At 41.2% G+C, this 20,677-nt stretch carries 18 protein-coding genes; 9 read left to right on the top strand and 9 right to left on the bottom strand.

Features of this window, described 5'->3' with window-relative positions; all coding sequences use genetic code 11:
- Positions 1-33: 33 nt before the first annotated feature.
- From ADH90_RS10270 to ADH90_RS10255, 4 genes are all read left to right on the top strand, one after another.
- Complete coding sequence (locus tag ADH90_RS10270) at positions 34-978, top strand: magnesium transporter CorA family protein (RefSeq protein ID WP_006149653.1); 945 nt, start codon at positions 34-36, stop codon at positions 976-978.
- A 12-nt stretch (positions 979-990) separates the two neighbouring features.
- Positions 991-1,665 (top strand): DUF1129 domain-containing protein, encoded by a 675-nt coding sequence (locus ADH90_RS10265; RefSeq protein ID WP_016466360.1) that lies wholly within the window; start codon positions 991-993, stop codon positions 1,663-1,665.
- A 200-nt stretch (positions 1,666-1,865) separates the two neighbouring features.
- Entirely contained in the window at positions 1,866-2,129 is a 264-nt protein-coding gene (locus ADH90_RS10260) for a SemiSWEET family transporter (protein ID WP_004250486.1), read from the top strand.
- A gap of 151 nt (positions 2,130-2,280) precedes the next feature.
- Entirely contained in the window at positions 2,281-3,312 is a 1,032-nt protein-coding gene (locus ADH90_RS10255) for a S66 family peptidase (protein ID WP_049531192.1), read from the top strand.
- Between the two features lie 50 nt (positions 3,313-3,362).
- Here ADH90_RS10255 and ADH90_RS10250 read toward each other — a convergent pair whose 3' ends face one another.
- From ADH90_RS10250 to mutL, 4 genes are all read right to left on the bottom strand, one after another.
- Positions 3,363-4,037 carry a CPBP family intramembrane glutamic endopeptidase gene (locus ADH90_RS10250; RefSeq protein ID WP_049531191.1) on the bottom strand — a complete coding sequence of 225 codons (675 nt, stop codon included), beginning with the start codon at positions 4,035-4,037 and terminating at the stop codon, positions 3,363-3,365.
- A complete protein-coding gene (locus ADH90_RS10245; protein ID WP_049531190.1) occupies positions 4,034-4,597 on the bottom strand; it encodes a DNA-3-methyladenine glycosylase I in 564 nt (187 codons plus the stop codon). Before ADH90_RS10245 ends, ADH90_RS10250 begins: the two co-directional genes overlap by 4 nt.
- A gap of 9 nt (positions 4,598-4,606) precedes the next feature.
- Positions 4,607-5,200: a Holliday junction branch migration protein RuvA gene (gene ruvA, locus ADH90_RS10240; RefSeq protein ID WP_049531189.1), complete on the bottom strand. Its 594-nt coding sequence runs from the start codon at positions 5,198-5,200 to the stop codon at positions 4,607-4,609.
- 120 nt (positions 5,201-5,320) lie between these two features.
- Positions 5,321-7,270, bottom strand: a complete 1,950-nt coding sequence (mutL, locus tag ADH90_RS10235) for a DNA mismatch repair endonuclease MutL (RefSeq protein WP_049531187.1) — start codon at positions 7,268-7,270, stop codon at positions 5,321-5,323.
- Positions 7,271-7,604: 334 nt separating this feature from the next.
- Between mutL and tyrS the strand changes: the two genes are divergently transcribed.
- The gene (gene tyrS / locus ADH90_RS10230) at positions 7,605-8,861 is read left to right on the top strand and encodes a tyrosine--tRNA ligase (protein WP_049531186.1); all 1,257 of its coding nucleotides are present in this window, start codon (positions 7,605-7,607) and stop codon (positions 8,859-8,861) included.
- A 77-nt stretch (positions 8,862-8,938) separates the two neighbouring features.
- On the opposite strand, the gene ADH90_RS10225 is transcribed toward tyrS, so the two are convergent.
- Both ADH90_RS10225 and ADH90_RS10220 read right to left on the bottom strand, forming a co-directional pair.
- A complete protein-coding gene (locus ADH90_RS10225; protein WP_049531185.1) occupies positions 8,939-10,999 on the bottom strand; it encodes a heavy metal translocating P-type ATPase in 2,061 nt (686 codons plus the stop codon).
- A 1-nt stretch (position 11,000) separates the two neighbouring features.
- Positions 11,001-11,279 carry a DUF6110 family protein gene (locus ADH90_RS10220; protein WP_049531184.1) on the bottom strand — a complete coding sequence of 93 codons (279 nt, stop codon included), beginning with the start codon at positions 11,277-11,279 and terminating at the stop codon, positions 11,001-11,003.
- Between the two features lie 151 nt (positions 11,280-11,430).
- Between ADH90_RS10220 and ADH90_RS10215 the strand changes: the two genes are divergently transcribed.
- Positions 11,431-12,279 carry a putative RNA methyltransferase gene (locus ADH90_RS10215; protein ID WP_049531182.1) on the top strand — a complete coding sequence of 283 codons (849 nt, stop codon included), beginning with the start codon at positions 11,431-11,433 and terminating at the stop codon, positions 12,277-12,279.
- Between the two features lie 108 nt (positions 12,280-12,387).
- On the opposite strand, the gene ADH90_RS11760 is transcribed toward ADH90_RS10215, so the two are convergent.
- The 3 genes from ADH90_RS11760 to malQ all read right to left on the bottom strand — a co-directional run bounded on the left by ADH90_RS11760 (position 12,388) and on the right by malQ (position 16,666).
- Positions 12,388-12,594: a hypothetical protein gene (locus ADH90_RS11760; protein WP_049531181.1), complete on the bottom strand. Its 207-nt coding sequence runs from the start codon at positions 12,592-12,594 to the stop codon at positions 12,388-12,390.
- Between the two features lie 273 nt (positions 12,595-12,867).
- The gene (glgP, locus tag ADH90_RS10205; RefSeq protein ID WP_049531180.1) at positions 12,868-15,126 is read right to left on the bottom strand and encodes a glycogen/starch/alpha-glucan family phosphorylase; all 2,259 of its coding nucleotides are present in this window, start codon (positions 15,124-15,126) and stop codon (positions 12,868-12,870) included.
- A gap of 22 nt (positions 15,127-15,148) precedes the next feature.
- The gene (malQ, locus tag ADH90_RS10200) at positions 15,149-16,666 is read right to left on the bottom strand and encodes a 4-alpha-glucanotransferase (protein ID WP_049531179.1); all 1,518 of its coding nucleotides are present in this window, start codon (positions 16,664-16,666) and stop codon (positions 15,149-15,151) included.
- A 417-nt stretch (positions 16,667-17,083) separates the two neighbouring features.
- Here malQ and ADH90_RS10195 point away from each other — a divergent pair, with 417 nt between their 5' ends.
- The 3 genes from ADH90_RS10195 to ADH90_RS10185 all read left to right on the top strand — a co-directional run bounded on the left by ADH90_RS10195 (position 17,084) and on the right by ADH90_RS10185 (position 20,602).
- Positions 17,084-18,355, top strand: a complete 1,272-nt coding sequence (locus tag ADH90_RS10195; RefSeq protein ID WP_049531178.1) for an extracellular solute-binding protein — start codon at positions 17,084-17,086, stop codon at positions 18,353-18,355.
- A 110-nt stretch (positions 18,356-18,465) separates the two neighbouring features.
- Positions 18,466-19,758, top strand: coding sequence for a sugar ABC transporter permease (locus ADH90_RS10190; protein WP_049531177.1), 1,293 nt, complete (start codon positions 18,466-18,468; stop codon positions 19,756-19,758).
- Between the two features lies 1 nt (position 19,759).
- Positions 19,760-20,602, top strand: a complete 843-nt coding sequence (locus tag ADH90_RS10185) for a sugar ABC transporter permease (protein WP_049531176.1) — start codon at positions 19,760-19,762, stop codon at positions 20,600-20,602.
- The last annotated feature ends 75 nt before the right edge of the window (positions 20,603-20,677 follow it).

The following is a 20,677-nucleotide window of genomic DNA, read 5'->3' as shown; positions in this document are numbered from 1 at the left end:
GAACACGGAATAGATTAGGAAAGGATAGGAGATATGAAACAAGTTTTTCTCTCAACTACAACTGAATTTAAAGAGATCGATACGCTCCAGCCGGGCACTTGGATCAATCTCGTCAATCCTACTCAAAGCGAATCGATGGAAATCGCCTCTGCCTTTGATATTGATATCGCAGACCTCCGTGCACCGCTCGATGCGGAAGAAATGTCTCGTATTACTATCGAAGATGAGTACACCTTGATTATCGTGGACGTCCCAATCACAGAGGAAAGAAATAACCAGACCTACTACGTGACTATTCCCTTGGGGATTATCATCACAGAAGAGGCTATCATCACTACCTGTTTGGAGCCTCTACCACTTCTTGATATCTTTATCAATCGTAGGCTTCGCAATTTCTATACCTTCATGCGGTCGCGCTTCATCTTCCAAATCCTCTACCGCAATGCAGAGATTTACCTAACTGCCCTTCGTTCAATTGAACGTAAGAGTGAGCAGATTGAGAGTCAACTTCACAAGTCTACTCGAAACGAAGAATTGATTGAACTCATGGAGTTGGAAAAGACCATCGTCTACTTCAAAGCTTCACTTAAGACAAATGAGCGCGTGATTAAAAAATTGACCAGCGCAACTAGCAATATCAAGAAATATCTCGAAGACGAAGACTTACTGGAAGATACCTTGATTGAAACGCAACAGGCCATCGAGATGGCGGACATCTATGGAAACGTCCTTCACTCTATGACAGAGACCTTTGCTTCTATCATTTCAAATAACCAGAACAATATCATGAAAACCTTGGCACTTGTGACTATCGTTATGTCCATCCCGACCATGATTTTCTCAGCCTACGGAATGAACTTTAAGGATAATGAAATTCCTCTAAACGGAGAACCGCATGCTTTCTGGCTCATCGTCTTTATCGCCTTTGCTATGAGTGTCTCTCTCACTCTTTACCTCATCCATAAAAAATGGTTCTAAACAGGAGTTATTATGTCACAGATTGATTTAAAAGAATTAACCAAGAAAAACCAAGAATTTATCCATATTGCAACTCAACAATTTCTAAAGGATGGAAAAACCGACGCTGAAATCAAGGCCATCCTTGAAGAAGTCATTCCTCACATCCTTGAAGAACAACCAAAAGGTGTGACTGCTCGTTCAATCTACGGAGCACCAACTCACTGGGCTCATAGCTTTAGTGAAAAAGAGCAATACGAAAAAGAACATCCAAAAGAAAACGACGATCCAAAATTGATGATGTTAGATTCAGCTCTTTTCATCACAGGACTTTTTGCAGTAGTTAGCGCCTTGATGAGCTTCTTCTCAAACCAACCCGTTGCCTACGGCTTGGTAACACTTATCAGTGTAGGGGCCTTTGGTGGAGTTGCCTTTTACCTTCTCTATCACTTCATCTACCGCTACTACGGACCAGATACTGACCGTAGCCAACGCCCTCCATTCTGGAAATCACTTTTGGTTATGTTAGCGACTATGTTTGCTTGGGTTCTCATCCTCTTCTTGAGTAACTTCCTTCCACAAGCCATCAACATCAGCCTCCCACCACTTGTTTTATTGGTGATTGGAGGAGCTCTCCTTGCCCTACGTTTCTACCTCAAAAAACGTTTCAACATTAAGAGCGCAAGTGCAGGACCTGCCAGATATTAAGATAAACAATAAAAGTAGTGTGTTTTGTAGACAGACTATTTTTATTCTGGCTCCAAAGCATTTTTCGATTCTACAAAGAAAAGTAGCCACATTTTCTAATAACATTCTAATGTAAAATCTTCCCTTAGAATCCCGAGGTTTTGTCCTTGAATCCAAGTTGTTTTTCTGTTATACTAATAAAGTAATAAGGAGAAATATATATGACTAAACAGAGAATTAATCAAATTGTCGGTTCAATTGGTGCCTTTATCGGGATTATTGTATTTATAGCCTACATCCCTCAAATTTTTGCCAATTTACAAGGGAACAAAGCTCAACCATTCCAACCTTTATCAGCAGCAGTCTCTTGCTTAATCTGGGTCATTTACGGATGGACAAAAGAGCCTAAGAAAGATTGGATTCTAATCATTCCAAACTCAGCTGGGGTTATCCTTGGCGGACTGACCTTCCTTACTGCTCTATAAGAAATTAACTACTATAAAAAGCAACCACATCGAGCGGTTGCTTTTTTGCTTACTTTTGTGATCTAAAAGCCTTTTTCTGATTCTAATTCTTGTTGTTTCCCCTCTTCTTTTGTGATACAATAGCATCAATTTATTTCTAGGAGGATGAGATATGGTTTCTACTATTGGTATTGTTAGTTTGTCTAGTGGCATTATCGGAGAAGACTTTGTCAAACACGAAGTGGACTTGGGTATTCAACGTCTCAAGGGCCTTGGACTCAATCCTATCTTTTTACCTCATTCGCTAAAAGGCTTAGATTTTATCAAAGAACATCCTGAAGCTCGTGCAGAGGATTTGATTCAGGTATTTTCTGATGATAGCATCGACATGATCCTATGCACCATCGGTGGAAACGATACCTATCGTTTATTGCCCCATCTTTTTGAAAATGACCAACTACAAAAGGTTATCAAGCAAAAGATTTTTCTTGGCTTCTCGGATACGACCATGAACCATCTCATGTTGCATAAACTAGGAATCAAGACTTTTTATGGGCAATCCTTTTTAGCAGATATTTGTGAATTAGACAAGGAAATGCTTGACTATAGCCTTCACTACTTTAAAGAATTGATTGAGACTGGTAGAATCTCGGAAATCCGCCCTAGTAACGTTTGGTATGAGGAACGGACTGATTATAGTCCCAAGGCTCTGGGAACACCTCGTGTTAGTCACGAAAATACAGGTTTTGACTTGTTACAAGGCAATGCTCAATTCGCAGGGAAAATCCTCGGTGGTTGTCTTGAGTCTCTCTATGATATTTTTGACAACTCTCTACACGCAGATAGCACAGACCTCTGCCAAAAATACAAACTTTTCCCTGACTTGTCAGACTGGGAAGGAAAAATCCTCTTGCTAGAAACCAGCGAAGAAAAGCCTGAACCTGACGACTTCAAAAAGATGTTGCGGACTTTGAAGGACACTGGCATATTCGCGGTCATCAGTGGACTCTTGGTCGGAAAACCTATGGATGAGACTTTCTATGACGACTATAAAGAGGCACTATTGGATATCATTGATAGCAATATCCCAATTGTCTATAATCTGAATGTCGGACATGCAACTCCAAGAGCAATTGTCCCCTTCGGAGTTCACGCCCATGTAGATGCAATGGAGCAAGTCATTCGCTTTGACTATAACAAATAAAGCTGGGAAGAATTTCTCAGCTTTTTTCAGTATCGTTACTAGCATTTTCATCACATACTACCGATAGCTAAAATGATCAAGGCTAGGCTATTGCCTAACATGTGAACAAGTAGGGGATAGTAGATATTCTCCTTTTCTTTCACATAAATAATAGAAAAAGCAAGACCCCCACCTAGGTATCCGACTGCACCGACCCACTCTGATAAAGACAAACTGTGCATATGAGTAAGCGCAAAGGCAAGGCCGACCAAAAAGACACTCAGCCAAGTTGGCAGACTTTTCCTTAAATATCTCAATAAAATTTGACGGAAAAAGAGCTCTTCCACTAAAGGGCCTATGACACAGGCAAAAACCGCTATCAGTAGTGGTTGTTCTTTAAAGGCAGTTTGTATATTAGCCTCGTTTAGTCCCTGTCCGCTTAATCCCAACATCTGTCTCAACATTTCCGATAGGAGCCCAAAGAGAATGGTTAAAATGAAAAGCAAGGCCCAGCCTTTTAAAACCCCAAAGATAAATTTCCTTTTAGAATTTCTAACCTCTTCCCACTTTTGGAGCAATAGGGACTTAAATAAGAAGCAACCATACACAAACATGATGGTATAGACTAAATAGGTCCCTGCAGAAGAAGGCAATGGAGCATCAAATACTCGTATACCATCAAACACAAAAAGGACTATATAGAGAATCCCAAAAATCAGAACTCCCTTATATTTTGTAGACATCATTTAAGACCCTTCCATTCACAATCATTCTCATGGTCATCAACTAGCCCTGCAACCTGCAGATAGGACAAGACAGCGACTGGTCCAGTGAACTTAAAACCACGTTTTTTGAGATCCTTGGATATTTTTTCAGACAAAGGCGTTTTGGCTGGTGCTTGACTGTAGTCCGGGATATCATTGACCAAGGTCTTCCCATCTACAAAAGACCAGAGATAAGCATCAAAAGAGCCATACTCTTTCTGAACTTGTAGAAAAGCCTGGGCGTTGGCACGGGTGGCAAATATCTTGGCACGATTGCGGATGATAGCTGAATTATTCATCAGATCTTCCAGTTCTTCATCCGTCATGTCTGCGACTCGTTGGACTTGATAGCCATAAAAAGCTTTTCGGAAGGCTTGGCGTTTATTGAGCACCGTTTCCCAAGAAAGACCAGCCTGATAAGTCTCCATGCAAAGCAACTCAAAAAGTGCTCGGTCATCATGGAGGGCCTGGCCCCATTCCTCATCGTGGTAGGCTACATATAGAGGGTTGTTCATTTTAACCCAGCCACAGCGTTTTGGCATCTTCTTCTCCTATTTCACCAACATCTTAAGGGCAGATTTGATGTAGTTTTCAGCAGTATCTGAAGTTCCTTCAAAGAATTTCTTGATTTTCTTAAGCTCGGTTGCCTTGTAGCCCAAGGCCAACATAGCTTCCATAGCTTCTTCCAATTCTTGGTTATCGTTGCTAGATGGAGCAGTAGTCTTAGCAGGGAGGTCATCGCCTGCCACAACCACTTTACCTTCTAGGTCTAGCACCATCTGCTGGGCTGTTTTCTTACCAATCTTCGGAAACTTGGTCAAGTAGGTGATATTCTTGGTCTCGATAGCTTGAACGAGACCTGCATTGTCATCAGCTGCGATAATAGCAAGAGCAGAAACAGGGCCAATGCCTGATACAGAAATCAAGCTGAGAAAGAGGTTTTTCTCGTCTTCCGAACGGAAACCGTAAAGCAGAAGAGCATCTTCACGAACAACTTGATGCACATAGATTTGCGCTTCCTGATTGACTTGTCCTGAGTAGGCATAGGGGTTTGCTACGTGTAGGATATAGCCGATTCCGTTTGCTTCTAGGACGATGTATTTAGCAGTAATTTTGGTAATGATACCCTTTAGATATTCGTACATAATTTTCCCTTCAATTTATACTCAATGAAAATCAAAGAATAAACTAGGAAGCTAACCGTAGGCATAACTTGAGTTAGGCAAGGTAAGGCTGACACAGTTTAGAGAGATTTTCGAAGAGTATTAGTATTTTCCTAGCTCTCGGAGGCTAGTATGATTTTCCTGAATGCGACGGAACATCTTTTCCATGTCCGACTTGGTAAAGTGTACCAAAACAGGACGTCCGTGTGGACAGTTATAGGGGTTGTCACATTGAGAGAGCTGATAGAGGAGTTGTCTAGCCGAGTGGTCATCGATCCGATGATTGGCCTTGATAGACCGCTTGCAGGACATCATAATCGCCAGCTCTGCTCGGTATTTCTTTATCGAAACTTCCTTGGTCAAGAGAAGCATATCACACATCTCATAGATACCTGACTCGATTTCCTCCTCTGCCATCCAAATGGGATGTTCCCGAAGGATGAATTGATTCTCCCCGTACTCTGCTAGAAAGACACCAACTTCCTCTAAAAGTGGCATTCTTTCCTTGAGACGAAGGGCATCATCCGCAGGAAATTCAAAGATATAGGGCACTAGGAGTTGCTGCTGGCTCTGGTCAACATTTCCAATGCTCTCACGGTACTCCTCATACTTAACCCGCTCTTGAGCCGCGTGCTGATCTATGATGTAAAGGCCATCTCGACCTTGGGCAAAGAGATAGGTTCCATGCATCTGCCCGAAAAATTCCAACTCTGGGAAGCTTGACGTTTCTTCTCGCTCTAGCTTGTCATAAGCCTTATCCAAACTAGCCATATCTAACTCAGGATGATCCAGTTGGTCATAGCTGATAGGCTTTCTCTCTGCAAAATGCAGTTTTGCTGGCTTGGTCAGCTGATCCAAGGTTTCCTTGGCGAAGAGATTCAAATCCTGTCTTTCTTCAGTCAGATTCACCTGATGGTCTGCTACCTCAGCTTGAGGCGGTCTTGTCAGCTCCGTTTTTTCATAGTAGAGCGTATTTTCTCTCAGTGGCAAAGTCGTTTGCTCCACCTTTTCACGATTGCGAACGGTAGACTTTGCAAGATTTTCCAAGGCATCTGGAATCAAGGTCTGTTCCTTGAGACTCTTTGCGATAGCTTCTGAAACCAGTGCCATCAGCTCTCTTTCCTTAGAAATACGCACCTCTTGCTTGGTTGGGTGCACATTTACGTCCGCCAGATATGGATCAATCTGGATGTGAATAACAGCTAGCGGAAAACGCCCCACCATGAGCTTGCTGCCGTAACCATCTAAAATAGCACGATTGAGTAGGAAGTTTTTGATATAACGGCCATTGATAAAAAGGCTGATATAGTTACGATTAGCCCGTGTCAATTCCGGCAATGAGACAAAACCTGAAATTTCAAAGTCTAGGTCCGAATTCTCAATCTCAACCATCTTTTTGGCACTAGCTAAACCATAAATCCCAGCAATGGCTTGGCGCAGCTGACCCGTACCAGCTGTTCGTGTCATCTCCTTGCCATCGCTAATCAGGCTAAAGGAAATCTCAGGATGGGCTAGCCCCAAACGGTTGACAATATCAATAATATGGGACAACTCCGCCTGCTGACTCTTCATATACTTGAGACGAGCCGGTGTGTTGAAAAAGAGGTCCTCCACACAAACCTTAGTCCCAACAGGACTAGTCGCTGGGCTAATCTCTCCAACTTCTCCCCCACGAGCCACTAACTTGGTCCCGTGACTTGCTCCATCCGCCGCAGTCAACAAGGTTAAGACACTAACAGATGCGATTGAAGGCAGGGCTTCACCACGAAAACCCAGCGTGCGAATCCGAAAGAGATCTGCCTGATTCTTTATCTTACTAGTGGCATGACGACGGAGGGCTAACTCGACTTCATCGTGGGCAATCCCATGTCCATTATCTGTGATTTGGATTTTCTTAAGACCAGCTTCTTCAATCTCAACGATAATCTGGCTTGAGCCAGCATCGATAGCATTTTCAACTAATTCTTTGACAACGCTAGCAGGACGCTCGATAACTTCTCCTGCTGCAATCTGGTTGGCCAATACTTCTGGCAATTCAATAATATGAGACATCTTTCAGCCCCTTTCTCAACTGTTTTTATCTATTTCTCTGAAAATAATACTCTTCAAAAATCTCTTCAAACCATGTCAGTCTCGCCTTGCCGTATATGTGTTACTGACTTCGTCAGTTCTATCCACAACCTCAAAACGGTGGTTTGAGCAGCCTTCGGCTAGCTTCCTAGTTTGCTCTTTGATTTTCATTGAGTATAAGCTAGTGCTATTATACCATATTTCACTCGTTTCCAAAAAAGTCCAAGTAGCAACTTTCTTCCCGATTTTACTAGGTTATTTGCCAAGTTTGTGGTAAAATAGGTAGAAACAATATTTTAAAAAGGAGAAAAGACACATGCACATTTTTGATGAGCTAAAAGAGCGTGGTTTGATTTTTCAAACGACTGATGAAGAAGCTTTGCGTAAAGCCCTAGAAGAAGGTCAAGTTTCTTATTATACCGGCTACGATCCAACTGCTGACAGCCTTCACCTAGGTCACCTTGTCGCAATTTTGACCAGTCGTCGTTTGCAATTAGCAGGTCACAAACCTTATGCGCTCGTTGGCGGTGCTACAGGTCTCATCGGAGATCCGTCCTTCAAAGATGCTGAGCGTAGTCTCCAAACAAAAGACACAGTAGATGGCTGGGTCAAGTCTATCCAAGGGCAACTTTCTCGTTTTCTTGACTTTGAAAATGGCGAAAATAAGGCTGTCATGGTCAACAACTACGACTGGTTTGGCAGCATCAGCTTCATTGACTTCCTCCGTGACGTCGGAAAATACTTCACTGTCAACTACATGATGAGTAAGGAATCTGTGAAAAAACGGATCGAGACAGGGATTTCTTACACTGAGTTTGCTTACCAAATCATGCAAGGTTACGACTTCTTTGTCCTTAACCAAGAGCACAACGTAACCCTACAAATCGGTGGTTCTGACCAGTGGGGAAATATGACAGCTGGTACCGAATTGCTTCGTCGTAAGGCTGACAAGACTGGTCACGTGATCACTGTTCCACTCATCACAGACGCAACTGGTAAGAAGTTTGGTAAGTCAGAAGGAAACGCAGTCTGGCTCAACCCTGAAAAGACTTCTCCATATGAAATGTATCAATTCTGGATGAATGTCATGGACGCTGACGCTGTTCGCTTCTTGAAGATCTTTACCTTCTTGTCACTGGATGAAATTGAAGACATCCGAAAACGATTTGAAGCAGCTCCACACGAACGCTTGGCTCAAAAAGTCTTGGCTCGTGAAGTCGTGACACTTGTTCACGGAGAAGAAGCCTACAAGGAAGCCCTTAACATCACTGAGCAACTCTTTGCAGGAAACATCAAAAACCTTTCTGTCAAAGAACTCAAACAAGGACTTCGTGGAGTGCCAAACTACCAAGTTCAAGCAGACGAAAACCACAACATCGTGGAACTCCTCGTGTCATCTGGTGTGGTTAACTCAAAACGCCAAGCCCGTGAAGATGTTCAAAACGGAGCTATCTACGTCAACGGCGACCGCATCCAAGACCTTGACTATGTCTTGGGGGATAGCGACAAGTTAGAGAACGAACTGACTGTTATCCGCCGTGGGAAGAAAAAATACTTTGTATTGACTTACTAAATTGTTCAACATTTACCTATAAACAAAGGAGTTAACCTCGAGAAAGGTAACTCCTTTTTGCTGTGAATAGTCCCCACCTATCCCTTAATAGACAGGCTACGCAGTACAATGCGTAAGGTTGTTAGATTATGTAAGATAGAGAGATTTGAAGGACTGAGCCAGTTAAACAAGCCAAAGCCAATCAAACTACTATTTACGACAACGGTATCTTGAATATTCTTCTTAATGAGTGTTTGCAAAGATGATGATAGCGAATCCAACTCTTGGAAGAAATCCAAACGATTATCTAACAATAAGATATCACTCATCTGCTTAGAAATATCTGCACTCTCATTCATCACCACACCGATATCTGATAGGGTTAGAGCCGCTGAGTCATTCAATCCATCTCCAACCATCAAAATAGTGTGACCTGCTTTCTGCAATTCCTCTACTAACTCAAATTTCCCATCAGGTTTCAAGTCTGTATATACCTGATCAAAGGGCAAATCTTTGACTAATTCCTCTGTCCTAACCAAGGTGTCCCCTGTTGCCAGAATCAATTTTTTCCCCTGTGCCTTAAGTTTATCCAAGGCTGTTTTTGCTTCTTTTCTCAAAGGAGTATGAATGCAGAACATTCCAATCAATTCATTCTGATAAGCCAAGAATAAGAGATTGTAGTGACTCTTGTACTCTTCAATTAAAGCATTTTGTTCTGAACTGATATGAATCTGCTCATCCTGCATCAAGACATAATTCCCAATAAGAACTGGTTGGCCATCTATATGAGATTTGATCCCCTTGCTTGCGATATATTGGAGTTTCCCATGCATTTCCTCATGTTCAATCCCCTCTATCTCAGCTTGCTTGACGATGGCATTAGCAATAGGATGATAAATGTGTTCCTCAAGACAGGCACTGATTCTGAGAATATCTTCCTCACTATAGTCCCCAAAAGGTAACACCTTTTCAACTATCGGATAGCTAGTTGTGATTGTTCCCGTCTTATCAAACAAGAAAGTATCAACTTCCAGATATTTCTCCAAAACATCTCCATCCTTAATCACCATTTCACGGTTCAACCCCTCCTTGATAGCTGTCAAATAAGCTACAGGAGTAGAGATTTTCAAAGCGCAGGAGAAATCGACCAATAGGAAAGAAATAGCCTTAGAAAAAGAACCTGTCAATAGGTAAGTCAGCCCAGCCCCCAAGAAATTATATTTGACGACCTTGTCCGCCATTTTGATGAAATAGCGTTGTTTCGTTTTCTTGTTTTCTTCAGATTTCTTCATCAACTCAATCAGTTGTAAAACCCGGCTGTTCATCTGATTATCGGTTACACGAATGCGTAACTCTCCAGTTTCTAATACTGTATTTGCACAAACCAAATCAGACTCTCTTTTTTCAACTGGAAAACTCTCTCCCGTCAAGGAACTTTCGTTGACCATACCTAAACCTGAAACTACTTGTCCATCAAACAGAATTTCATTTCCTTGAGATAAGACCAAAACATCTCCTATTTGAACATCGGAACTCTTGATACTAACAACCGTATCGCCCTGTACTAGGAATACATCGCTCTCTTTTGCAAGAAGACTCTGTTCTAAATCTGTTGCAGTTTTTTTCAAGGACCACTGATCTAAATGATTCCCCAAATCAAGCATAAACATGATGTTGCTGGCAGTCTTGGATTGGTTCATAAACAAGGACAATAAAATCGCCGAACAGTCCAAGACTTCCATCGTTAGTTCCTTACGCGCTAGTGTTTGATAGGCTTCTCTGATATAACCCAAAGCCTGATAACAAGTCCATATATAGCGAATAGGATACGGCACAAAACTACGAAAAATTATACGCTTAATCGCTGCACCTGAAACAATAGAATAAGCACTCTCTTCTCTACGAATGGGAAGAGTCATCAACTCAGAAACTTTCCCTCTATCAATTCTTTTTAAAAAGGCTTCTGCATTGTCTAATACAGAGAAGCCTTCTTTTATGCGTAGAGTAAAGTGCTGTTGATCCATGTAAAACTGGATAGACTCAATCCCCTTTTCATCTCTCGCCAAGGAACGAAGATAGTCTTGAATATCCAAGGTGAGTGAAAAAGAAGATGATAGTCGGATATGTTGGTATCCTCTATGTAGCACTTTAAAAGACATATTATTCTCCTATAAGGCTATCTAATTGCTCTTCTTTTTTCTCTTGCTCGTACAAATATTTGGCATCTTGCAAGACATCGTCTCCATGTTGTTTCACAACAGAAACAGATGCATCTAGCCCGTCTTTCAACTTGTAAGCCTTAGCCAAAGCTTTAGAATAACCTTTTTTAGCTTCCTTACTTGCTAAGATTTTCAAACCAAGGGTACCAAATGCGACACCACCCAAAAAGAGTGATGATTTTTTCGCAACTTTTGCGACGTTTAATACTTCTTTTAGCATACTTATTTCCTCCTTATCATTATTATATAGCAATTTAGATATAAAAGCAATTTTATTCCATAAATTGGAGAATTAGTTTTATTTCTACTGAATCTCCCATCTACTTATTCCTAAAGTTGCTTTCATTTGCCTCTTTTGATACACTTAAACTATGAATACAAATCTCAAACCCAAACTCCAGCGTTTTGCTTCTGCTAGCGCTTTTGCCTGTCCCGTCTGCCAAGAAAACTTGACCTTGGTAGAATCTAGTCTCAAGTGCACCAATCACCATTCTTTTGACCTGGCAAAATTCGGCTATGTCAATCTAGCACCACAAATCAAACAATCCGCCAACTACGATAAAGAAAACTTTCAAAATCGCCAGCAAATCCTAGAAGCTGGCTTTTACCAAGCTATTCTAGATGCCATCTCTGATTTAATTGCACGTTCAAAAATTGCCAAAACAATTTTAGATATCGGCTGTGGTGAGGGCTACTACTCTCGCAAACTTCAGGAAGTGCACCCTGACAAGACCTTCTATGCCTTTGATATTTCAAAAGATTCGGTCCAAATCGCTGCCAAGAGCGAACCTAACTGGGCAGTCAATTGGTTTGTCGGTGACCTGACTCAACTTCCTATAAAAGACGCTAGCATGAATATCCTTCTTGATATCTTCTCGCCTGCAAATTATGGAGAATTTCAACGAGTTTTATCAAAAGATGGTATCTTAATCAAGGTCATCCCTACCGAAAACCACCTCAAGGAAATCCGCCAAATAGTACAGGACCAGCTGACAAAGAAGGACTATTCCAATCAAGATATCAAGGTACACTTCCAAGAATATTTCAGCATCCAATCTATCCAGACTGCTTCCCTGACCAAATCCATCACCGCAGAGCAAAGACAAGCTTTACTCAGCATGACACCCCTCCTCTTTCACGTTAACCAAAGCAAGATTGATTGGAGCCAACTGACAGAGATCACCATCGAAGCAGAGATTCTGGTCGGGAAAGCCCTGTAAACTAGGTTATGAGATAAAACCAAGCCCGCACCTCTTCTGGAGATGCGGGTTTAAAACACGATTTTTCACTGTCTTTCCGAAAAGTATAAAAATTTTTGACCTCTCCATTTATTTTCGATTTGAAATGACAAATTTATCAATAAATAGCAAGTGATATAAGGCAAGTGCTGCCCCATAACAACAGCCATGAAAAGAGATTTCTTGATGAGTAAGTGGAAATGAAGAACTATTACCCATATAAAGACATGACCAAATTACAAAAAGAATCCAAAATAAATCAGTCCATTTATATTTTGAAAAATATTTTTTCCACATAAGAACACCCTCTTTCTTTACTATAATACTATTATAATACTGTTTGTAAACGAATACAAGAAATTTGAGGTAACAGCTAAGAAGAACCTTAGGCTTAAAGGTAGTACAACCAACCTTCTTAGTGTTCTCTAGGTCTGATTTTTAAGTCTAGAAATTATTGACAAATTATTTTTTCTTTTGAGACCAGTCAACCTCAAATCCATAACATTCAAAAAAAGCGAATTTCAATTGAAACTCACTTTTTTTCAAAATCCATTAGTATAATTTTTTATCTTAGTTCAAGTGCCAGATATCTTCGTTATACTGAGCGATTGTACGGTCAGATGAGAAGAATCCTGCTTTAGAAATGTTAACGATGACTTTATCCAACCATGCGTCACGGTCTTCGTAGTCAGCAAGCATTTGCTCTTTCACTTTGATGTAGTCTTCCAAGTCAAGAAGAGTCATGAACCAGTCTTTGTTGATTAATTCGTTATAAAGACGTTCCAAACGTTCAATCTTACCAACTGCAAGAACAGCGTCGCTCACGATAAAGTCAACCAATGGTTTGATCGCTTTACGAGCGTAGAATTCGCTTGATTTGTAAGCTGATTTTTCGTAAAGGTCGATAACAGTTTCTGAATCTTCACCAAAGATGTAGATGTTTTCATCACCAACCAACTCAGCGATTTCCACGTTAGCTCCGTCCATAGTACCAAGAGTCAAAGCTCCGTTCAACATGAATTTCATGTTACCAGTACCTGAAGCTTCCTTGGAAGCAAGTGAGATTTGTTCAGAGATATCACACGCTGGAATTAAGAAGCTTGCTGCAGTAACGTTGTAGTTTTCAACCATAACCACTTGTAAGTGTGGTGCAACTGCTGGGTCATTAGCGATTACTTCTGACAAGCAAAGGATCAAGTGGATGATATCTTGAGCAATTGTGTAGGCAGGAGCTGCTTTACCACCAAAGAATACTGTGATTGGACGAGCAGGGATGTTACCAGCCTTGATGTCCAAGTATTTGTGAATCACATACAAAGCGTTCATTTGTTGACGTTTGTACTCGTGAAGACGTTTGATTTGGATATCAAAGATAGAGTTTGTATTGATTTCCACACCTTGGTGCTCTTTCAAGTGACGAGCCAACTTACGTTTGTTGTGAGCTTTGATGCTTTCCAATTTTTCTTTGACAGCAACCTTGTCTTCGTAAGAAAGAAGGTCTTCCAATTTAGAAGCTTCATGGTGCCATTCGCGGCCAAGAATCTCATCCAAGTAGTGAGACAAGCTTGGGTTAGCATGCATGAGCCAACGACGGAAGGTGATCCCGTTTGTTTTGTTGTTGAATTTTTCTGGGTAGATGTCGTAGAAAGCTTTCAACTCTGAGTTCTTCAAGATTTCAGTGTGAAGAGCGGCAACCCCGTTTACGCTGTATCCATAGTGGATATCCATGTGGGCCATGTGTACACGATCGTTTTCATCAATGATTTGAACAGCTGGATCTTTGTATTCTGCTTTAACACGACGGTCCAATTCTTTGATGATTGGTACCAAGTGAGGAACCACTTCTTCCAAGAATTCAAGAGGCCATTTTTCAAGGGCTTCAGCAAGAATTGTGTGGTTTGTGTAAGCAGTCATGCTACGAACGATAGAGATTGCTTCATCAAGTTCGATACCACGTTCAGTCAAAAGACGGATCAATTCAGGAATCACCATTGATGGGTGAGTATCGTTGATTTGTACAACTGCGTAGTCAGCAAGGTCATGCAAGTTGCTTCCTTTTTCGATTGCTTCATCGATGATCAATTGTGCACCGTTTGAAACCATGAAGTATTGTTGGAAGATACGGAGCAATTCACCTTGTTTGTCGCTATCGTCTGGGTAAAGGAAAAGAGTCAAGTTGTGAGCGATGTCTGTCTTATCAAAGTTAATGCCATCTTCAATGATAGATGAATCAACTGAATCCAAGTCAAACAAACGCAAGCGGTTTTTCGTAGCTGTTTTGTAACCAGGCACATCGATATCGTAAAGAGTAGATGTCAATGTGAAGTGTGCAAATGGTACTTGGTAGCTACGGCTTGAGCGAACCAACCAGTTTTGGTCAGTCAACCAAGCGTTAGGAATAGTTTCTTGTTGGTTGTTTTTAAGCACTTGTTGGAAAAGACCAAAGTGGTAGTTCAAACCAACACCGTCACCGTTCAATCCAAGTGTAGCGATTGAGTCGATAAAGCAGGCTGCCAAACGTCCCAAACCACCATTACCAAGTGATGGTTCCAATTCTACTTCTTCGATTTCGATCAACTCTTTACCTGCGTCAGCAAGTTCTTTTTTAACTTCGTCATAAAGACCAAGGTTAATCAAGTTGTTTGACAAGAGTTTACCAATCAAGAACTCAGCTGAGATGTAGTAAACTTTTTTCTTACCAGTGTTCACTGGTTTTTGGCTGCTTGCAAGTTTGCTGTAGTTAAGAAGAGCAAGGTAAAGCTCCTCATTGCTACATTCTGCGATAGATTTATTGTAACGATTTTGTACAAATTCTTTTAATGGTAACATTTTTATGTCTCCTGATAATGTCTTATTTCTTTAATTCTACCAAATTTTCATTGATACGGCGATAAATTGTAGTCAAGTCAAGCAAAGTTTCTTCAACAGCAGGAGTCAATTGATCCTCTGTCATACGCCATGACCAGTTTCCACCAAGAGTAGATGGGAAGTTCATACGAGCTGAACCATCCAACTCTAGCAAATCTTGCATAGTAGCAATCGTCATGAAACTTACTGATGCGAAAGCTGTACGAAGCATAGCATGCACCACTGTTTCGTACTCTTTACGGTTTGTGTAACGAGCCATGTACTCACGAGTTGGATCATCAATTTCATCACGGTACCAACCAAGAACAGTGTTGTTATCGTGTGTTCCTGTATACATAACTGAGTTTGCTGGTGCCAAGTGTGGGCTGTCGATACTTTCGTGTTCTGGATTGAAAGCAAATTGAAGGACTTTCATTCCTGGGAATCCAGTGCGCTCACGAAGCTCGATGACTTCATCAGTCATAAATCCAAGGTCTTCTGCGATGATGTTCAAGTCACCAAGTTCTTCTTTAACCGCCGCAAAAAGTTTGTAGTCAGGTCCTTTCACCCATTTACCAGGTGCTGCTGTTTCAGAACCCGCAGGGATTTCCCAGTAAGACTCAAATCCACGGAAGTGGTCAATACGCACGATGTCGTAAATCTTAAAGCTTTCACGCAAGCGTTCAATCCACCATTTATAACCATCGCGATCCATTGCTTCCCAGTCATAGATTGGGTTACCCCAAAGCTGACCAGTCGCAGAAAACTCATCTGGTGGGCATCCTGCGATGCAAGTTGCTTTTCCGTTTTCATCAGTTTTAAAGAGGTGTGGATTTGCCCACATATCGCTTGAATCTTCAGCAACATAGATTGGCATATCCCCCACAATCTCGATGTGGTTTTCGTTAGCGTATGCTTTCAATTTCAACCATTGTTGGAAGAAGAGATATTGGGTTACGCGGTGGAAAACAAGTTTGTCTGCCAATTGTTCACGGTAGCTTTCAAGAGCAGAAGCTTTACGCGCACGAATATCTGCATCAGGCCACTCTGTCCAAGCAAGGTTATCAAAATGCTCTTTGATAGCCATATACTCTGCAAAAAGTTCAAGCCATGATTGGTTCTCTTGAGCAAATCTTTCAAAATCTTTGACATCTCCAGCTTCAAGGAAACGTTTAACTGCTTTTTCTAGAAGGGGACGACGTGCATAGTAAATTTTAGCGTAGTCAACTTCAGTTGGGTTGCTACCGAAGTCTACTCCCTCAAGATCACCTGCTTCTAATAAGCCTTGCTCTACCAAAATATCAAGATCGATAAAATGAGTGTTTCCAGCAAAGGCTGAGAAAGATTGATAAGGAGAATCTCCGTAGCTGGTTGTTCCTAAAGGAAGGATTTGCCAGTAACGTTGCTTTGTACGAACCAAGAAGTCAACGAAATCATAGGCGCTTTGACCAAATGATCCGATTCCGTAAGCTCCTGGAAGTGATGAGATGTGCATCAACACACCACTTTGACGTTTCTTCATAATAGCACCTCAAGTGTTTTTTAATTAATTGTTCAAATTTGTGCGCAAACGTTTGCGCTATGTAAAGTATAACCCATTTCTAAAATAAATGCAAGCGTTTTTAAAAAAACTTTTTATTGTTTAATCTTTTTTGACAAACTTTCAAGTTACTATATTCTTATTTTCAATACCCTTTTAATCACCATCCTAATCATGCAATCGTTTCCCTTCAATTATTTTTGAATCGAAATTTACACGATTACATCTTTCTCTTCTATTATACGAACAATTTTAGGAATTAGCCAGTAACAAGCTTTTTAATTTTTTTTCAAAAAAATACTTGCAACCGTTTTCTGTTTGTGCTATACTAAGGTCATAAGGGAAAACGTTTGCGTTCCCTAGACTATAAAATTTGTTATTCTTTAGGAGGAATACACTATGTCAACTAAATTCATGAAGAGCGCAGCTGTACTTGGTACTGCTACTCTTGCTAGCTTGCTTTTGGTAGCTTGCGGAAGCAAAACTGCTGATAAGCCTGCTGATTCTGGTTCATCTGAAGGTAAAGAACTTACTTTATACGTTGAAGACCAATATAAAGCATTTGCTGAATCAGCTGCACAAGCTTACGAAAAAGAAGCTGGAGTAAAAGTTACTATCAAAACAGGAGACCAAATGGGTGGTCTCGATAACCTTTCTCTAGATAACCAATCTGGTAAAGCTGCTGACGTTATGATGGCACCATACGACCGAGTAGGTAGCCTTGGTAAAGACGGACAACTTTCAGAAGTGAAATTGAGCGACGGTGCTAAAACAGATGATAAAACTAAATCTCTTGTAACAGCTGCTGACGGTAAAGTTTACGGTGCCCCTGCCGTTATCGAGTCACTTGTTATGTACTACAACAAAGACTTGGTGAAAGATGCTCCAAAAACATTTGCTGACTTAGAAAACCTTGCTAAAGATAGCAAATACGCATTCGCTGGAGAAGATGGAAAAACTACTGCCTTCCTAGCTGACTGGACAAACTTCTACTATGCATACGGACTTCTTGCTGGTAACGGCGGTTATGTATTTGGCCAAAACGGTAAAGACGCTAAAGACATCGGTCTTGCAAACGATGGAGCTATCACAGGTATCAACTACGCTAAATCTTGGTACGAAAAATGGCCTAAAGGTATGCAAGATACGGAAGGAGCTGGAAACCTAATCCAAACTCAATTCCAAGAAGGTAAAACAGCCGCTATCATCGATGGACCTTGGAAAGCTCAAGCCTTCAAAGATGCTAAAGTAAACTACGGTGTTGCAACTATCCCAACTCTTCCAAACGGAAAAGACTACGCAGCATTCGGTGGTGGTAAAGCTTGGATCATCCCATCAAGCACTAAGAACCTTGAAGCTGCTCAAAAATTTGTAGACTTCCTTGTTTCAACTGAAGAACAAAAAGCCTTCTACGATACAACTAACGAAATCCCAGCTAACACTGAGGCTCGTTCATACGCTGAAGGTAAAAACGATGAGTTGACAACAGCTGTTATCAAACAGTTCAAGAACGCTCAACCAATGCCAAACATCTCTCAAATGTCAGCTGTTTGGGACCCAGCTAAAACAATGCTATTTGAAGCTGTAAGTGGTAAGAAAGATGCTAAGACAGCTGCAAACGATGCTGTAACATTGATCAAAGAAACAATCAAACAAAAATTTGGTGAATAAAAAATTTGTTCAAGGGGGGTGGAAATCAAATCCCCCTTTGAATTTATCAATAGAGACACAAATAATTTAGCTTTCTTATAAAAAAGCAGTATCCTATGAAAGGAGTTATTATGGAAAAGCAACAACCTAGTAAAGCAGCCCTGCTGTCTATCATTCCTGGGTTAGGGCAGATTTACAATAAACAAAAAGCCAAAGGTTTTATCTTCCTTGGTGTAACCATCGTATTTGTCCTTTATTTCCTAGCACTTGCAGCCCCTGAATTGAGCAATCTCATCACTCTTGGTGACAAACCAGGTCGTGACAATTCCCTCTTTATGTTGATTCGCGGTGCCTTCCATTTAATCTTTGTAGTTGTTTATGTACTCTTTTATTTCGCAAATATCAAAGATGCTCATACAACTGCCAAACAAATTAATAATGGTATTCCAGTAGCACTTACCTTTAAAGAAATGGTCAAAGGAATCTATGAAAATGGTTTCCCTTACCTCTTGATCATTCCATCTTACATTGCCATGACTTTTGCGATTATCTTCCCAGTTATCGTAACCTTGATGATTGCCTTTACCAACTACGACTTCCAACACTTGCCACCAAACAAATTGTTGGACTGGGTTGGTTTGACAAACTTTACAAACATTTGGAGCTTGAGTACCTTCCGTTCTGCCTTTGGTTCTGTTCTTTCTTGGACTATCATTTGGGCTTTGGCAGCTTCTACTTTACAAATCGTAATTGGTATCTTCACAGCTATCATTGCTAACCAACCATTTATCAAAGGAAAACGTATCTTTGGTGTTATCTTCCTTCTGCCTTGGGCGGTTCCAGCCTTCATCACTATCTTGACATTCTCAAACATGTTCAACGATAGTGTTGGTGCTATCAATACCCAAGTTATCCCTCTCTTTGCTAAGGTTCTTCCATTCCTCGATGGAGCTCTTATCCCTTGGAAAACAGACCCTACTTGGACTAAGGTTGCCTTGATTATGATGCAAGGTTGGCTTGGATTCCCTTATATCTATGTCCTTACTCTCGGTATCCTACAGTCTATTCCAAACGACTTGTATGAAGCAGCTTATATCGACGGTGCAAACGCTTGGCAAAAATTCCGCAACATCACTTTCCCAATGATCTTGGCTGTTGCGGCACCTACTTTGATCAGCCAATACACCTTCAACTTCAACAACTTCTCTATCATGTACCTCTTCAATGGCGGTGGTCCTGGTAGTGTCGGTGGTGGAGCTGGTTCAACCGATATCTTGATCTCATGGATCTACCGTTTGACAACGGGTACATCTCCTCAATACTCTATGGCGGCAGCTGTTACCTTGATTATCTCTATCATTGTCATCTCAATCTCTATGATTGCATTCAAGAAACTACACGCATTTGATATGGAGGACGTCTAAGATGAATAACTCAATCAAACTCAAACGTAGACTGACTCAAACCCTTACTTACCTCTACTTGATTGGCCTTTCAATCGTGATTATCTATCCACTGTTGATTACTATCATGTCAGCCTTCAAGGCAGGTAACGTCGCAGCCTTTAAACTCGATACTAACATCGACTTCAATTTTGATAACTTCAAAGGGCTCTTTACAGAAACCTTGTACGGTACATGGTACCTCAACACTTTGATCATCGCTTTGATCACTATGGTTGTACAAACAAGTATTATCGTACTTGCTGGTTATGCCTATAGCCGTTACAACTTCTTGGCTCGTAAACAAAGTTTGGTCTTCTTCTTGATTATCCAAATGGTGCCTACAATGGCTGCTTTGACTGCCTTCTTCGTTATGGCCCTCATGTTGAATGCCCTTAACCATAGCTGGTTCCTCATCTTCCTCTACGTTGGTGGAGGTATCCCTATGAATGCTTGGTTGATGAAAGGTTACTTTGACACCGTGCCAATGTCTCTTGATGAGTCTGCAAAACTTGATGGTGCAGGACATTTCCGCCGCTTCTGGCAAATCGTTCTCCCTCTTGTTCGTCCAATGGTTGCTGTACAAGCACTCTGGGCCTTCATGGGACCTTTCGGAGACTATATCCTCTCTAGTTTCTTGCTTCGTGAAAAAGAATACTTTACAGTTGCCGTTGGTCTACAGACCTTCGTTAGCAATGTGAAGAACATGAAGATTGCCTACTTCTCAGCAGGTGCTATCCTCATCGCCCTTCCAATCTGTACACTTTTCTTCTTCTTGCAAAAGAACTTCGTTTCAGGACTTACAAGCGGTGGCGACAAGGGGTAATATACCCCCCCGCCACCCTTTTTCATTTTTGACCTTGTACATCGATTGTCTGGTGAGAAACAAGAGCTTGCTGAG

The sequence above is a fragment of the Streptococcus pseudopneumoniae genome (assembly GCF_001073085.1).
In the GTDB taxonomy this organism is placed as follows: domain Bacteria; phylum Bacillota; class Bacilli; order Lactobacillales; family Streptococcaceae; genus Streptococcus; species Streptococcus pseudopneumoniae_M.
This window is presented reverse-complemented; position numbering and strand designations above follow the sequence as displayed.

Coding starts and splice junctions, on each gene's coding strand:
- tyrS (WP_049531186.1), top strand. CDS start 7,605: ATGCACATTTTTGATGAGCTAAAAGAGCGTGGTTTGATTTTTCAAACG.
- ADH90_RS10185 (WP_049531176.1), top strand. CDS start 19,760: ATGAATAACTCAATCAAACTCAAACGTAGACTGACTCAAACCCTTACT.
- ADH90_RS10245 (WP_049531190.1), bottom strand. CDS start 4,597: ATGCCAAAACGCTGTGGCTGGGTTAAAATGAACAACCCTCTATATGTA.
- ADH90_RS10265 (WP_016466360.1), top strand. CDS start 991: ATGTCACAGATTGATTTAAAAGAATTAACCAAGAAAAACCAAGAATTT.
- ADH90_RS11760 (WP_049531181.1), bottom strand. CDS start 12,594: ATGTGGAAAAAATATTTTTCAAAATATAAATGGACTGATTTATTTTGG.
- ADH90_RS10190 (WP_049531177.1), top strand. CDS start 18,466: ATGGAAAAGCAACAACCTAGTAAAGCAGCCCTGCTGTCTATCATTCCT.
- mutL (WP_049531187.1), bottom strand. CDS start 7,270: ATGTCTCATATTATTGAATTGCCAGAAGTATTGGCCAACCAGATTGCA.
- malQ (WP_049531179.1), bottom strand. CDS start 16,666: ATGAAGAAACGTCAAAGTGGTGTGTTGATGCACATCTCATCACTTCCA.
- ruvA (WP_049531189.1), bottom strand. CDS start 5,200: ATGTACGAATATCTAAAGGGTATCATTACCAAAATTACTGCTAAATAC.
- ADH90_RS10250 (WP_049531191.1), bottom strand. CDS start 4,037: ATGATGTCTACAAAATATAAGGGAGTTCTGATTTTTGGGATTCTCTAT.
- ADH90_RS10215 (WP_049531182.1), top strand. CDS start 11,431: ATGAATACAAATCTCAAACCCAAACTCCAGCGTTTTGCTTCTGCTAGC.
- ADH90_RS10260 (WP_004250486.1), top strand. CDS start 1,866: ATGACTAAACAGAGAATTAATCAAATTGTCGGTTCAATTGGTGCCTTT.
- ADH90_RS10270 (WP_006149653.1), top strand. CDS start 34: ATGAAACAAGTTTTTCTCTCAACTACAACTGAATTTAAAGAGATCGAT.
- ADH90_RS10225 (WP_049531185.1), bottom strand. CDS start 10,999: ATGTCTTTTAAAGTGCTACATAGAGGATACCAACATATCCGACTATCA.
- ADH90_RS10255 (WP_049531192.1), top strand. CDS start 2,281: ATGGTTTCTACTATTGGTATTGTTAGTTTGTCTAGTGGCATTATCGGA.
- glgP (WP_049531180.1), bottom strand. CDS start 15,126: ATGTTACCATTAAAAGAATTTGTACAAAATCGTTACAATAAATCTATC.
- ADH90_RS10195 (WP_049531178.1), top strand. CDS start 17,084: ATGTCAACTAAATTCATGAAGAGCGCAGCTGTACTTGGTACTGCTACT.
- ADH90_RS10220 (WP_049531184.1), bottom strand. CDS start 11,279: ATGCTAAAAGAAGTATTAAACGTCGCAAAAGTTGCGAAAAAATCATCA.